Annotated in this window: 15 protein-coding genes; 9 read left to right on the top strand and 6 right to left on the bottom strand. The window is 56.9% G+C overall.

What is annotated here, in order from left to right; genetic code table 11:
* Positions 1 to 392 precede the first annotated feature (392 nt).
* From AC22LX_RS17345 to mtlR, 3 genes are all read left to right on the top strand, one after another.
* Positions 393 to 2,303, top strand: coding sequence for a PTS mannitol transporter subunit IICBA (locus tag AC22LX_RS17345; RefSeq protein WP_049060718.1), 1,911 nt, complete (start codon positions 393 to 395; stop codon positions 2,301 to 2,303).
* A gap of 101 nt (positions 2,304 to 2,404) precedes the next feature.
* Positions 2,405 to 3,553 (top strand): mannitol-1-phosphate 5-dehydrogenase, encoded by a 1,149-nt coding sequence (gene mtlD / locus AC22LX_RS17340; RefSeq protein WP_063447247.1) that lies wholly within the window; start codon positions 2,405 to 2,407, stop codon positions 3,551 to 3,553.
* The gene (gene mtlR / locus AC22LX_RS17335) at positions 3,553 to 4,149 is read left to right on the top strand and encodes a mannitol operon repressor MtlR (protein WP_045390658.1); all 597 of its coding nucleotides are present in this window, start codon (positions 3,553 to 3,555) and stop codon (positions 4,147 to 4,149) included. Before mtlD ends, mtlR begins: the two co-directional genes overlap by 1 nt.
* Here mtlR and AC22LX_RS17330 read toward each other — a convergent pair.
* Positions 4,138 to 4,362: a hypothetical protein gene (locus AC22LX_RS17330; RefSeq protein WP_045390655.1), complete on the bottom strand. Its 225-nt coding sequence runs from the start codon at positions 4,360 to 4,362 to the stop codon at positions 4,138 to 4,140. The genes mtlR and AC22LX_RS17330 overlap by 12 nt on opposite strands.
* 275 nt (positions 4,363 to 4,637) lie before the next feature.
* Here AC22LX_RS17330 and AC22LX_RS17325 point away from each other — a divergent pair, with 275 nt between their 5' ends.
* The 5 genes from AC22LX_RS17325 (at position 4,638) to trmL (ending at position 9,523) form a co-directional block, all read left to right on the top strand.
* Positions 4,638 to 5,000, top strand: a complete 363-nt coding sequence (locus AC22LX_RS17325; RefSeq protein ID WP_015369186.1) for a YibL family ribosome-associated protein — start codon at positions 4,638 to 4,640, stop codon at positions 4,998 to 5,000.
* Positions 5,001 to 5,300: 300 nt separating this feature from the next.
* Positions 5,301 to 6,956 (top strand): L-lactate permease, encoded by a 1,656-nt coding sequence (gene lldP / locus AC22LX_RS17320; RefSeq protein ID WP_042893619.1) that lies wholly within the window; start codon positions 5,301 to 5,303, stop codon positions 6,954 to 6,956.
* A complete protein-coding gene (gene lldR, locus AC22LX_RS17315) occupies positions 6,953 to 7,726 on the top strand; it encodes a transcriptional regulator LldR (protein ID WP_045390649.1) in 774 nt (257 codons plus the stop codon). Before lldP ends, lldR begins: the two co-directional genes overlap by 4 nt.
* Positions 7,726 to 8,910, top strand: a complete 1,185-nt coding sequence (gene lldD / locus AC22LX_RS17310; RefSeq protein ID WP_045390646.1) for an FMN-dependent L-lactate dehydrogenase LldD — start codon at positions 7,726 to 7,728, stop codon at positions 8,908 to 8,910. The genes lldR and lldD overlap by 1 nt, the downstream gene beginning before the upstream one ends.
* 139 nt (positions 8,911 to 9,049) lie before the next feature.
* Entirely contained in the window at positions 9,050 to 9,523 is a 474-nt protein-coding gene (gene trmL, locus AC22LX_RS17305; protein WP_045359275.1) for a tRNA (uridine(34)/cytosine(34)/5-carboxymethylaminomethyluridine(34)-2'-O)-methyltransferase TrmL, read from the top strand.
* 81 nt (positions 9,524 to 9,604) lie between these two features.
* On the opposite strand, the gene cysE is transcribed toward trmL, so the two are convergent.
* From cysE to AC22LX_RS17280, 5 genes are all read right to left on the bottom strand, one after another.
* Positions 9,605 to 10,426, bottom strand: a complete 822-nt coding sequence (cysE, locus tag AC22LX_RS17300) for a serine O-acetyltransferase (RefSeq protein ID WP_004106845.1) — start codon at positions 10,424 to 10,426, stop codon at positions 9,605 to 9,607.
* An 80-nt stretch (positions 10,427 to 10,506) separates the two neighbouring features.
* Positions 10,507 to 11,526, bottom strand: a complete 1,020-nt coding sequence (gpsA, locus tag AC22LX_RS17295) for an NAD(P)H-dependent glycerol-3-phosphate dehydrogenase (protein ID WP_015369181.1) — start codon at positions 11,524 to 11,526, stop codon at positions 10,507 to 10,509.
* A complete protein-coding gene (secB, locus tag AC22LX_RS17290) occupies positions 11,526 to 11,993 on the bottom strand; it encodes a protein-export chaperone SecB (RefSeq protein WP_015369180.1) in 468 nt (155 codons plus the stop codon). The genes gpsA and secB overlap by 1 nt, the downstream gene beginning before the upstream one ends.
* A gap of 60 nt (positions 11,994 to 12,053) precedes the next feature.
* Positions 12,054 to 12,305 carry a glutaredoxin 3 gene (gene grxC, locus AC22LX_RS17285; RefSeq protein ID WP_063447246.1) on the bottom strand — a complete coding sequence of 84 codons (252 nt, stop codon included), beginning with the start codon at positions 12,303 to 12,305 and terminating at the stop codon, positions 12,054 to 12,056.
* A gap of 104 nt (positions 12,306 to 12,409) precedes the next feature.
* Entirely contained in the window at positions 12,410 to 12,841 is a 432-nt protein-coding gene (locus AC22LX_RS17280; RefSeq protein ID WP_015369178.1) for a rhodanese-like domain-containing protein, read from the bottom strand.
* A 246-nt stretch (positions 12,842 to 13,087) separates the two neighbouring features.
* On the opposite strand from AC22LX_RS17280, the gene gpmM reads away from it, so the two are divergent.
* Positions 13,088 to 14,632: a 2,3-bisphosphoglycerate-independent phosphoglycerate mutase gene (gene gpmM / locus AC22LX_RS17275; RefSeq protein ID WP_045390640.1), complete on the top strand. Its 1,545-nt coding sequence runs from the start codon at positions 13,088 to 13,090 to the stop codon at positions 14,630 to 14,632.

Below are 14,632 nucleotides of genomic sequence, written 5' to 3'. Positions count from 1 at the left end.
CATCGTTGGCCGCTGGGGAAGACAGAACCTGCCGCAGATCACACATGACGGAATTGAGCGCAAAATATTTTGTGACGTATATCACAAACAAATAACAAAACAGCAAAGTTATAATGTGACAAACATCACATAAATATGCGATTTATGGCCTCCCATTACGTGTTGTTGTTTTTTTACACATCATTTTTGTGATTACGATCACTACATATAAGTACCAGCCCCCTATATTCATGTGATGCACATCACATAAAAAGTCACTTGCTGGACAGCTTAACGATTCAGTGCCAGATTTCGCACTATCAATCAGGGTCCGGCTACCTCTGCCGCCACATTAACAACAAACCTCGGGCGTTCAGCCTGCGCGATAAGCAAAACAGAAGAAGGGGTGTTTTATGTCATCCGATATCAAGATCAAAGTGCAAAGCTTTGGTCGTTTCCTCAGCAATATGGTGATGCCGAATATCGGCGCGTTTATCGCGTGGGGGATTATCACCGCGTTATTTATTCCAACAGGGTGGTTGCCGAACGAGACGCTGGCGAAGCTGGTCGGCCCGATGATCACCTATCTGCTGCCGCTGCTGATCGGTTATACCGGCGGTAAGCTGGTGGGCGGCGAACGCGGCGGCGTCGTCGGCGCTATCACCACCATGGGCGTTATCGTCGGCGCGGATATGCCGATGTTCCTCGGTTCGATGATCGCCGGTCCGCTCGGCGGCTACTGCATCAAGAAATTTGACGCCTGGGTAGACGGTAAGATCAAATCCGGTTTCGAAATGCTGGTGAATAACTTCTCTGCCGGTATCATCGGGATGATCCTTGCCATTCTGGCGTTCCTCGGCATTGGCCCGGCGGTTGAAGTGCTGTCAAAACTGCTGGCGGCCGGCGTTAACTTCATGGTGGCGCACGACATGCTGCCGCTGGCGTCTATCTTTGTTGAACCGGCGAAAATCCTGTTCCTCAATAACGCGATTAACCACGGTATCTTCTCGCCGCTGGGTATTCAGCAGTCCCATGAGCTTGGCAAATCCATCTTCTTCCTGATTGAAGCTAACCCGGGTCCGGGGATGGGCGTCCTGCTGGCGTACATGTTCTTTGGCCGCGGCAGCGCGAAGCAGTCTGCGGGTGGTGCGGCAATCATTCACTTCCTGGGCGGTATTCACGAAATTTACTTCCCGTACGTGCTGATGAACCCGCGTCTGATTCTGGCCGTTATCCTCGGCGGTATGACCGGCGTCTTCACCCTGACTATCCTCAACGGTGGCCTGGTTTCTCCGGCTTCCCCAGGCTCCATTCTGGCGGTACTGGCGATGACGCCAAAAGGTGCCTACTTCGCTAACATCGCGGCCATCATTGCGGCGATGGCGGTCTCCTTTATTGTCTCTGCCATCCTGCTGAAAACCAGCAAAGTGAAAGAAGAAGACGATATCGAAGCCGCAACCCGTCGCATGCACGACATGAAAGCCGAGTCCAAAGGCGCGGCGACGCCGCTGGCCGCGGGCGACGTGGCTAACGACCTGAGCCACGTGCGTAAAATCATCGTTGCCTGCGACGCCGGTATGGGTTCCAGCGCCATGGGCGCCGGGGTACTGCGTAAGAAGGTGCAGGATGCCGGACTGAGCAACATTTCGGTCACCAACAGCGCGATTAACAATCTGCCGCCGGATGTCGACCTGGTGATCACCCACCGCGACCTGACCGAGCGCGCCATGCGCCAGGTACCGCAGGCACAGCATATTTCGCTGACCAACTTCCTCGACAGCGGCCTGTACACCAGCCTGACCGAGCGTCTGGTTGCGGCGCAGCGCCACATCGACAACGAAGTAAAGGTCACCGATAGCCTGAAAGATAGCTTTGATAATGACGACAAAAACCTGTTCCAGCTGGGCGCGGATAACATCTTCCTGGGGCGTAAAGCGGCCACCAAAGAAGAGGCGATTCGCTTCGCCGGTGAACAACTGGTGAAAGGCGGATACGTTGAGCCGGAATACGTGCAGGCGATGCTCGAGCGCGAGAAGCTGACCTCGACCTATCTTGGCGAATCCATCGCCGTACCGCACGGTACCATCGAAGCGAAAGACCGGGTGCTGAAAACCGGCGTCGTCTTCTGCCAGTATCCGGAAGGCGTGCGCTTCGGCGAAGAAGAAGATGAGGTCGCGCGTCTGGTCATCGGTATCGCCGCTCGCAACAACGAACACATTCACGTTATCACCAGCCTTACCAACGCGCTGGATGATGAAACCGTGATTGAGCGGCTGGCGAAAACCACCAGCGTCGAAGAAGTCCTGTCGTTGCTGAATAAATAACCACAACGCTCCACACCCTCTCCCAAAGGGAGAGGGTTGGGGTGAGGGAAAAGCCTCACCCCAGCCCTCTCAGGTAAAAACATTAATTGAAGGTTAATACTATGAAAGCATTACATTTTGGCGCAGGTAATATCGGACGTGGCTTCATTGGCAAACTGCTGGCTGACGCCGGTATCACCCTCACGTTCGCCGATGTCAATCAGGTGGTCCTTGACGCCCTGAATGCCCGTCATAGCTATCAGGTTCACGTAGTGGGCGAAAACGAACAGGTTGACACCGTCTCCGGCGTGAATGCCGTCAGCAGCATTGGCGATGAAGTGGTGGATCTGATCGCCGATGTCGACCTGGTGACCACCGCCGTCGGTCCCGTCGTTCTGGAGCGTATCGCTCCGGCCATCGCCAAAGGCCTGGTGAAACGCAAAGCGCAGGGTATTGAACGCCCGCTGAATATCATCGCCTGCGAAAACATGGTGCGCGGCACCACCCAGCTGAAAGGCCATGTGTTTAACGCGCTGGCGGAAGAAGATAAATCGTGGGTTGAAGCGCATATCGGCTTCATCGATTCCGCCGTAGACCGTATCGTGCCGCCGTCGGCTTCCGCCACCAACGATCCGCTGGAAGTCACCGTTGAAACCTTCAGCGAATGGATTGTGGATAAAACCCAGTTTAAGGGCGAGCTGCCGAACATCCCAGGAATGGAATTAACCGATAACCTGATGGCATTTGTCGAACGTAAGCTATTCACCTTAAACACCGGGCATGCTATAACCGCCTACCTCGGGAAACTGGCGGGCCATCAAACGATTCGCGACGCGATTCTTGATGAGAACATTCGCGCCGTCGTAAAAGGCGCAATGGAAGAGAGCGGCGCGGTGCTGATCAAACGCTACAGCTTTGATGCGCAGAAACACGCGGCTTATATCCAGAAAATCCTTGGTCGCTTTGAGAACCCGTATCTGAAAGATGATGTGGAGCGCGTCGGCCGCCAGCCGCTGCGTAAACTGAGCGCGGGCGATCGTTTGATCAAGCCGCTGCTTGGCACGCTGCAATACGGCCTGCCGCATCGGAACCTGGTAAAAGGGATTGCCGCGGCTATGCATTTCCGCAGCGAAGACGATCCGCAGGCGCAGGAGCTGGCGGCGCTGATTAGCGAAAAAGGCCCACAGGCCGCGCTGGCGCAGATTTCCGGCCTGGATGCGGCAAGCGCGGTAGTGGCGGAAGCCGTTAACGACTACAACGCGGTAAAATGATGTACAACCTGGCGCGGCCGATGCCGCGCCCAATACCACTCCTGTCCGATATGCAGGCAATAATGGAAGAAACACAGGCATTTGAAAACCGCGTACTTGAGCGTTTAAATGCTGGTAAGACCGTAAGAAGTTTCCTGATAGCCGCCGTCGAACTCCTGACGGAGGCGGTCAATATTCTGGTACTTCAGGTATTCCGCAAAGACGATTACGCGGTGAAATACGCAGTGGAGCCATTGCTGGACGGCAGTGGGCCGCTGGGCGACCTTTCCGTACGCCTGAAGCTTATCTACGGCCTTGGGGTGATAAGCCGCGCCGAATACGAAGATGCCGAGCTATTGATGGCGCTGCGTGAAGAGCTCAATCATGACGGTAATGAGTACACTTTCACCGATGATGAAATTCTCGGGCCGTTAGGCGAACTGCACTGCGTCGCCGCGCTTCCGCCGACGCCGCTATTTGATGAGAGCGATAGGGAACTGCTGGCAATGCAGAAACTGCGCTACCAGCAGATGGTACGTTCAACGATGGTGTTGTCTCTGACTGAGCTGATTTCTCGAATCAGCTTAAAAAAAGCCTTCCAGAAATCAACGCTCTGACTCCGTTTCTTGCTGGTCGCACGTCGGCCGGTACAGCTGCCGGTAATACTCCAGACGACTCAGGAATAGCTCCTTTTTATCCTCAGGAATATCGCGCGGTATCCGCTGTAAACGCGGGCATTTTTTCAGATATTCCATAAACGCCTGGCTCGAGGCCATGAAATCTACCGTTTTATCGATGATACGTGGTACGCCGTCGCCGATTTTCGCCATCACGCTCTCCTCTGTTCAGGGGGATCTTATTAAGGATTGGCGAAAAAAAGGGAGCAAGTTGAGGAAAACGTGCGGAATGGCCGTCAGGCTTCACAAAAATGACAAACAGCTTAATTAAAACGACAATATCATTATTTTTCAAATAATTATAATCTATCTGGTCTCATGCTTATGGCCGTATAGCCGCGAGTATTTCGATAAAAAACTATCAACAAAGGCCCGCCCGGCCCATACTATGTAACGTCGAAGCCCTTTTATTCACAGATAAAATTACCATGAAAGAAGTCGAAAAGAATGAAATCAAGCGTTTGAGCGACCGTCTCGACGCCATCCGCCACCAGCAGGCCGACCTGTCGCTGGTCGAAGCCGCCGATAAATACGCGGAGCTGGAAAAAGAAAAAGCGACCCTGGAAACGGAAATCGAACGTCTGCGTTCCGTCCAGTCGCAGAAGCTGAGCAAAGAAGCGCAGAAGCTGATGAGCATGCCGCACCGTCGCGCTATTACCAAGAAAGAGCAGGCCGATATGGGCAAGCTGAAGAAAAGCGTGCGCGGACTGGTTGTCGTCCACCCGATGACCGCGCTGGGCCGCGAAATGGGCCTCAAAGAGATGACCGGCTTCGCGAAGAGCGAGTTTTAATCTTTTGCCCGCTGTGAGTTCGTCGTCTATTACCCGGTAGCCCTACCGGGCCGTGAACTCACAGCCAATTTCTCCTTCCCCACCAAATTGGCCCAACCAATTATTTCTTAAACCGTCAATCGGTTCACATATCCATCACTTTGCATCACAAACGCGTTGCCATATCATAACATTTGGTTAACCATCAATTGTCGTTAACCCTACAATCGCAATTTGGCTGGGCCAATTTTACAAACAGTGTGATCGGCAATGGGCGCAGACCCAACCTGACGCACTGGATGTGGCCCGATGGAGACCTGCATGAACCTCTGGCAACAAAATTACGATCCGGCTGGTAATATCTGGCTATCGAGCCTTATCGCCTCACTGCCGATTCTGTTTTTCTTTTTCGCCCTGATTAAGCTCAAGCTTAAAGGCTATATCGCCGCCACCTGGACCGTTGCCATCGCGCTGCTTGTCGCCCTGCTGTTCTACAAAATGCCGGTCGATCGCGCTTTATCGTCGGTGGTATACGGCTTCTTCTACGGCCTGTGGCCTATCGCGTGGATTATTATCGCCGCGGTCTTCGTCTATAAAATCTCGGTGAAGACCGGGCAGTTCGACATTATCCGCTCGTCGATTCTTTCGATTACGCCGGATCAGCGCCTGCAGATGCTGATTGTCGGCTTCTCCTTTGGCGCCTTCCTCGAAGGGGCCGCCGGTTTCGGCGCGCCGGTGGCGATTACCGCCGCGCTGCTGGTCGGGCTCGGCTTCAATCCGCTGTACGCCGCCGGGCTGTGCCTGATTGTTAACACCGCGCCGGTGGCTTTCGGCGCCATGGGGATCCCGATTCTGGTCGCCGGCCAGGTCACCGGCATCGATAGCTTCGCCATTGGCCAGATGGTTGGCCGTCAGCTGCCGTTCCTGACCATTATCGTGCTGTTCTGGATCATGGCGATTATGGACGGCTGGCGCGGGGTGAAAGAGACGTGGCCGGCGGTGATGGTCGCGGGTGGTTCGTTCGCCATCGCGCAGTACCTCAGCTCCAACTTCCTCGGCCCGGAACTGCCGGACATCATCTCTTCGCTGGTGTCGCTGGTATGCCTGACGCTGTTCCTCAAACGCTGGCAGCCGGTACGTATCTTCCGCTTTGGCGATATGGGCGCCGCGCAGGTTGATCAAACCCTGGCGCGCACGCATTACACCGCCGGTCAGGTCATTCGCGCCTGGTCGCCGTTCCTGTTCCTCACCGCTACCGTCACCCTGTGGAGCGTGCCGCCGTTTAAAGCGCTGTTTGCGCCGGGCGGGGCGATGTATGACTTCGTGGTTAATATTTCGGTACCGTTCCTCGACAAAATGGTCGCCCGTATGCCGCCGGTGGTGAGCGCCGCGACGCCATACGCCGCGGTGTATAAATTCGACTGGCTGTCGGCAACCGGCACCGCCATTCTGTTCGCCGCTATACTGTCTATCGTCTGGCTGCGTATGAAGCCAAAGGATGCGCTGACCACCTTCGCCGGGACGCTGAAAGAGCTGGCGCTGCCGATTTACTCCATCGGCATGGTGCTGGCGTTCGCCTTTATCTCGAACTACTCCGGGCTGTCATCGACGCTGGCGTTGGCGCTGGCGCATACCGGCCACGCGTTTACCTTCTTCTCGCCGTTCCTCGGCTGGCTGGGGGTTTTCCTGACCGGTTCGGATACCTCGTCTAACGCGCTATTCGCCGCGCTGCAGGCGACGGCAGCCCAGCAAATCGGCGTCTCCGATATTCTGCTGGTCGCCGCGAATACCACCGGTGGGGTGACGGGCAAGATGATTTCGCCACAGTCGATCGCCATTGCCTGCGCCGCGGTAGGCCTGGTGGGTAAAGAGTCGGACCTGTTCCGCTTTACCGTCAAGCACAGCCTGATATTCACCTGCATGGTGGGCCTGATTACCACCCTGCAGGCGTATGTCTTAACCTGGATGATTCCGTGAAAGTAATGCCAAAACGCCTGGCTGACGACGTCGCAAATCGCGTCCGGGCGCTGATAGAAGAACAACAGATGGAGGCGGGCATGCGTTTGCCCGCCGAGCGCCAGCTTGCCGTACAGCTCGGTGTTTCACGCAATTCGCTGCGTGAAGCGCTGGCGATGCTGGTCAACGAAGGGGTGCTACTTAGCCGTCGCGGCGGCGGCACCTTCGTGCGCTGGCAGCATGAGCCCTGGTCGGAGCAAAACATCGTCCAGCCGCTGAAAACGCTGCTCGCCGACGACCCCGACTACAGTTTTGATATTCTCGAAGCCCGCCACGCTATTGAAGCCAGCACCGCCTGGCATGCGGCGATGCGGGCCACCGACGCCGAAAAAGAAAAAATCCGCCTCTGTTTTGAAGCCACCCTCAGCGATGACCCGGATCTCGCCTCACAGGCGGATGTTCGCTTCCACCTGGCGATCGCTGAAGCCTCGCATAACGTGGTGCTGCTGCAAACCATGCGCGGTTTCTTCGAGCTTCTGCAATCCTCGGTGAAGCAGAGCCGCCAGCGCATGTATCTGGTGCCGCCGGTGTTCGCGCGTCTGACCGAACAACATCAGGCGGTGATGGAAGCGATCTTCGCCGGCGACGCGGAAGGCGCGCGCCAGGCGATGATGGCCCACCTCGGTTTTGTCCACGCCACCATTAAACGTTTTGATGAAGACCAGGCCCGCCAGGCGCGCATTACCCGCCTGCCCGGTGACCACAATGAAAATTCCAGGGAGAACTCGTGATGATTATTTCCGCCGCCAGCGACTATCGCGCCGCCGCACAGCGTATCCTGCCGCCGTTTCTGTTCCACTATATCGACGGCGGCGCCTACGCCGAACACACCCTGCGCCGTAACGTTGAAGACCTCTCCGACGTGGCGCTCCGCCAGCGCATTCTGCGCAATATGTCGGATTTGAGCCTGGAAACCACGTTATTCAACGAGAAGCTGTCAATGCCGACGGCGCTGGCGCCGGTCGGGCTATGTGGCATGTACGCGCGCCGCGGCGAAGTGCAGGCGGCGGGTGCGGCAGACGACAAAGGCATCCCGTTTACCCTCTCTACCGTTTCCGTTTGCCCGATTGAGGAGGTCGCCCCGACCATCAAACGCCCGATGTGGTTCCAGCTGTACGTCCTGCGCGATCGCGGATTTATGCGCAATGCGCTGGAGCGCGCTAAAGCCGCAGGCTGCTCCACGCTGGTCTTTACCGTGGATATGCCGACCCCCGGCGCGCGCTATCGCGACGCCCATTCTGGCATGAGCGGCCCAAACGCCGCCATGCGCCGCTACTGGCAGGCCGTCACTCATCCACAGTGGGCATGGGACGTCGGCCTCAACGGACGCCCGCACGATCTGGGTAATATCTCCGCCTATCTCGGCAAACCGACCGGTCTTGAGGATTACATCGGCTGGCTGGCGAATAATTTCGATCCGTCGATTTCATGGAAAGACCTGGAGTGGATCCGCGACTTCTGGGACGGCCCGATGGTGATCAAAGGGATCCTCGACCCGGAAGACGCCCGCGACGCGGTGCGCTTCGGCGCTGACGGCATTGTCGTCTCCAACCACGGCGGCCGCCAGCTTGACGGCGTGCTCTCTTCCGCCCGCGCCCTGCCCGCCATTGCCGATGCGGTTAAAGGCGACATCACTATTCTCGCCGACAGCGGCATCCGCAACGGTCTCGACGTGGTGCGGATGATCGCCCTTGGTGCCGACAGCGTGCTGCTGGGCCGCGCGTATCTGTACGCGCTGGCGACCCACGGCAAGCAGGGGGTGGCGAATCTGCTCAATCTTATCGAGAAAGAGATGAAAGTGGCGATGACGCTGACCGGGGCGAAATCCATCAGTGAAATCAGCCGCGATTCGCTGGTGCAGAATGCCGAAGCGCTGCAGACCTTTGATGCGCTCAAGCAGGGCAACGCCGCGTAATTCCCTCACTCTCCCCCTCTCCCAAAGGGAGAGAGACCATCCGGCTGGCATCGGTTTTCCCCCTCTCCCTCTGGGAGAGGGTCGGGGTGAGGGTTCGGCAAATATCTGCTATTCTGCCCCCCGCAATTAAGGGGGCAGTATGCTGAACATCGTGTTATTCGAACCAGAAATCCCGCCGAACACCGGCAATATCATCCGCCTGTGCGCCAACACCGGCTTCAATTTACATATCATTGAGCCAATGGGCTTTACCTGGGACGATAAACGCCTGAGACGCGCCGGGTTGGATTATCACGAGTTCACCGCCGTACAGCGCCACGCGGATTATGCGGCGTTTATCGCCAGCGCGAAGCCGCAGCGCCTGTTCGCCCTCACCACCAAAGGCACGCCCGCCCACAGCGCGGTAAGCTATCAGGATGGTGATTTCTTGATGTTTGGTCCGGAAACGCGCGGCCTGCCGGCCAGCATCCTCGATGCCCTACCGGCGGAGCAAAAGATCCGTATTCCAATGATGCCGGACAGTCGCAGCATGAACCTGTCAAACGCGGTGTCGGTGGTGGTGTATGAAGCCTGGCGCCAGTTGGGATACCCGGGCGCCGTGTTACGCAGCTAACCTGAGCGGTTCCCGGATTGCGGCGCTTTGCGCCTTAGCCGGGCTACCTCTATGAGCTTCGCGGCGGCAAATGGCAATAAATCAAATCCCGTCGCCGTACTCGAAGGTATGGTGGATGCCATTAAAATGCTGATCCATATCCATCGCCGGTTTGTCGCTCTCCGGCTTACCGACGATACGCGCCGGTACGCCTGCAGCGGTGGTATGCGGCGGCACAGGTTGCAGCACCACGGAACCGGCGCCAATCTTCGCCCCGCGCCCGACTTCGATATTGCCGAGGATCTTCGCCCCGGCGCCAATCATCACGCCTTCGCGAATTTTCGGGTGACGGTCGCCGCTGGTTTTGCCGGTACCGCCGAGGGTCACGGACTGCAGAATGGATACGTCGTCTTCAATCACCGCCGTTTCACCGACCACGATACCGGTGGCGTGGTCGAGCATGATCCCACGGCCAATCTTCGCCGCCGGATGGATATCGACCTGGAACGAGACGGAGACCTGGTTCTGCAGGAAAATAGCCAGCGCGCGGCGCCCCTGATTCCACAACCAGTGGCCGATGCGGTAGGCCTGCAGCGCATGGAAGCCTTTCAGGTACAACAGCGGCGTTGAGTATTTATCGACCGCAGGGTCGCGGGTACGTACCGCCTGGATATCACAGGCGGCGGAAGCGATCATCTCAGGGTCAGCGGCATAAGCCTCTTCCACTACTTCGCGAATGGCGATAGCGGGCATAATCGGCGAGGCCAGCTTATTCGCCAGCATATAGCTCAGGGCGCTGCCCAGATTTTCGTGCTTGAGTAGCGTTGCGTGGTAAAAACTGGCGAGCATCGGCTCACAGTCGGCCAAAGCCCGGGCTTCGGCTTTAATATTGTTCCAGACGATATCCAGTTCTTCACACGGCATTGCATACTCCAGACGGTAAGAATTATGACCGGTCAGTTCTTCGCTGACCGGGTCATACAGGTAACAGACTTTCCCTGCGGCTAGTTGGCGCTGCGTTCGTCCTTGCGTGCGCGACCCAATAAGGTCAATGCTGCCTCGCGCGCAATTTTTCCGCAATACAATACCTGATAAATTTCCTCGGTTATTGGCATTTCGACGCCTAAACGCTGCGCCAGAACGCGAACCTCTTTGGTATTGCGATAGCCTTCAACCACCTGGCCAATCTTGTCCTGCGCGCTTTGCACGTCCATGCCCTGTCCGAGCATCATGCCAAAACGGCGGTTTCGCGATTGGTTATCGGTACAAGTCAGTACCAGGTCGCCCAGCCCGGCCATGCCCATGAAGGTTTCCGGATCGGCGCCCAGCGCTGCCCCGAGACGGGACATTTCCACCAGACCACGGGTGATCAACGCCGTACGGGCATTCGCGCCAAAGCCGATACCGTCAGACATCCCGGCGCCGATGGCGATAACGTTTTTCACCGCGCCGCCCAGCTGCACGCCGATAAAGTCCGGGTTGATGTAGACGCGGAAGCTTTTACCGCAGTGCAGCAGGCGCTGAAGGTCTTCCGCAAACTGCGGATCCGTCGCCGCCAGAGAAATCGCCGTCGGCAGGCCGGCGGCCAGCTCTTTGGCGAAAGTCGGACCGGAGATGACCGCTAATGGGATGTCATCGCCCAGCGCTTCACGCGCCACGTCCTGCAGCAGACGGCCGGTTTCGGCCTCCAGACCTTTCGTCGCCCACACCAGACGCGCATCGGAACGCATCAGCGGTTTAATCTGGCGCAAAACCTGACCGAAGACGTGGCTCGGCACCACCACGAGGATATCGCGGCTGGCGGCCAGCGCCGTCGCTAAATCGCTCTCAAGGCGCAGCGTGTCCGGGAAAGGCACATCGGGAAGGAACGCGGCGTTGCAGCGATCGTGTTGCAGCGTCGCGATATGTTTCGGGTCATGGCCCCAGAGGACAACCTCGTGGCCATTTCTTGCCAGGGTGATGGCAAGAGCGGTGCCGTAAGAGCCGGCACCGATCACAGTCATTGCAGCATTAAGCGCGTTCATCAGGCATCCTGATGTTGTTCAGCACCTTCGCCAGCCTGCTGTTGCAGATAGTTCATAAACAGCGCGTCAAAGTTCACCGGCGCAAGGTTGAGTTGCGGGAAGGTGCCGCGGGAAACCAGGCTGGTAACGGTCTCGCGAGCGTACGGGAACAGAATGTTCGGGCAGTACGCGCCGAGGCAGTGCGCCATTTGGTTGCCATCGATGCCGTCGATGGAGAAGATGCCGCCCTGCTGTACTTCGCACAGGAATGCGGTTTCTTCGCCCAGCGATGCCGTTACGGTGACACGCAGCACCACTTCATAAACGCCTTCAGCCAGCTGGCTGGAAGCGGTATCCAGATCAAGTTTAACTTCCGGCTGCCAATCTTTCTGGAAAACCTGCGGCGCATTTGGCGCTTCGAAGGAAACGTCTTTGGTGTAGATGCGCTGAATCTGGAAAGTCATTTCGGTGCTGTTTTGTTCTGACATAGTAAAACCCTTTCGTGTTGTCCTTAAATACGCGGCCCCTGAATGGGGAAAGCGTAAAAATTAGCGCAAGAGGGGATCAAGTCCACCACGTGAATCAAGCGCATACAAGTCGTCACAGCCGCCAATGTGCTGCGCATCAATAAAAATCTGCGGAACCGTCGTCCGGTCGCTGCGCTGGATCATCTCTTCACGCTTTGCGGCATCGCCATCGATAGGCAGTTCGTTGAACGTCACGCCCTTGCTGTTCAGCAGCGCTTTGGCGCGGATGCAGAACGGGCAGGTCGCTTTGGTATAGATCTCAATATTGGCCATGACTCACTCCTGTTTTTACCCCGAGGGATTTTACGCCGCAGAGGCTCCCCGCCGCCTGAGAGGTTATCGGGGGAACCGCTGCGCCATAACGACGCGGGGGTAAATTATTTGCCGCGTACCAGCGGAAGGTTCTCGCCGCTCCAGCCTGCGATGCCTTCTTTCAGTACAAAGACTTTTTCGAATCCGGCTTTATTCAGCAGGCTGGCAGGTTCTTGCGCCTGCATGCCGGACCCATCCACAACAATAATGGGTTGTGCTTTGTGTTTTTCCAACTCGCCGACGTTATTTGCTTTGATATCGGCAGGCAGCAGGTTGATAGCGCCGGCGATATGGCCTTTACGGAAGTCGTCACGCTGACGCAGGTCGACAACAACGGCTTCTTCTTTGTTGATAAGACGCGTCGCTTCACCACGGGTGATGACTTTAACTTTCGACATCAAGCCCTTAAAGGTGGTGAACAGTACCGCACCCAGCAGCGCGATCCACGCGATGCTCAGGACCGGGTGACGGCCGATGAATTGCATAATTTCTTGCATGGGGGGTTACAACTCCCGACTAAGTGATAAAAAAACCAGGCAAGGAGTATACCTGTGCATTGCGGCAAATACAGCCAGTGAGCGCGATGTAATGTATTTTCTGCGGCCCGTCACGAAAAAAAAGCCGACTTCGCCATCGGCTCTGGCGCCGTCCCTTCCCTTTCTTTGATCTTTTACGGTGATTTGATCGATTCAGCTGTAGTAAAATTACGCAAATTTTCTGTCTTTGAGCATGAGGTTGTCGCAATGTCGGTTACTAAAAAACCTATGGTACTGGTGATTCTGGATGGCTACGGCTACCGTGAAGACCAGCAGGATAACGCCATTTATAGCGCGAAAACGCCGGTAATGGACGCACTGTGGGCAAAACGTCCGCACACCCTGATTGACGCATCCGGTCTGGAAGTCGGGCTGCCTGACCGCCAGATGGGTAACTCCGAAGTGGGTCACGTAAACCTCGGCGCGGGTCGTATCGTGTATCAGGATCTGACCCGTCTGGACGTTGAAATCAAAGAACGCACCTTCTTCGCCAATCCGGTGCTGACCGGCGCGGTCGACAAAGCCGTCGCCGCAGGTAAAGCGGTACATATCATGGGCCTGATGTCGCCTGGCGGCGTTCACAGCCACGAAGACCATATCATGGCGATGGTAGAACTGGCCGCCGAGCGCGGCGCAGAGAAAATCTATCTGCACGCTTTCCTCGATGGCCGCGACACGCCGCCGCGCAGCGCTGAAGCGACGCTGGCTAAATTCGAAGCTAAATTCACCGCGCTGGGCAAAGGCCGTATCGCCTCTATCATTGGTCGCTACTACGCCATGGACCGCGACAACCGCTGGGATCGCGTTGAACAAGCCTATGACCTGATGACGTTGGCCAAAGGCGAATTCCAGGCCGACACCGCCGTGGCGGGCCTGCAGGCAGCCTATGCCCGTGACGAAAACGACGAGTTCGTCAAAGCGACCGTTATCCGCGCCGCCGGCCAGGCCGATGCCGCGATGGAAGACGGCGACGCGCTGATCTTCATGAACTTCCGCGCTGACCGCGCGCGCGAAATCACCCGCGCCTTCGTTAACGCCGACTTCGACGGCTTCGCGCGTAAGAAAGTCGTTAACCTCGACTTCGTGATGCTGACCGAATACGCCGCCGACATCAAAGTCGCTTGCGCCTATCCGCCAGCTTCACTGGTTAACACTTTCGGCGAGTGGATGGCGAAGCACGACAAAACCCAGCTGCGCATCTCCGAAACCGAGAAATATGCGCACGTGACCTTCTTCTTTAACGGCGGCGTAGAAGAGCCGTTCAAAGGCGAAGACCGTATTCTGATTAACTCGCCGAAGGTCGCCACTTACGACCTGCAGCCGGAAATGAGTTCCGCCGAGCTGACCGAGAAACTGGTTGCGGCCATCAAAGGCGGCCAGTATGACACCATTATCTGTAACTACCCGAACGGCGATATGGTAGGCCATACCGGGGTGATGGAAGCGGCGGTAAAAGCGGTTGAAGCGCTGGATCACTGCATCGAACAAGTGGCTGCGGCCGTTGAATCCGTCGGCGGTCAGCTGCTGATCACCGCCGACCACGGCAACGCCGAGCAAATGCGCGATCCAGCGACCGGACAGGCGCACACCGCGCATACTAACCTGCCGGTTCCGCTGATCTACGTTGGCGACAAAACCGTGAAAGTGGCCGAAGGCGGCAAGCTTTCCGACATCGCGCCAACCATGTTGTCGCTAATGGGAATGGAAATCCCGCAAGAGATGACTGGCAAGCCGCTGTTCATCGTGGAATAA

Source organism: Klebsiella sp. PK01 (genome assembly GCF_057624675.1).
This window is presented reverse-complemented; position numbering and strand designations above follow the sequence as displayed.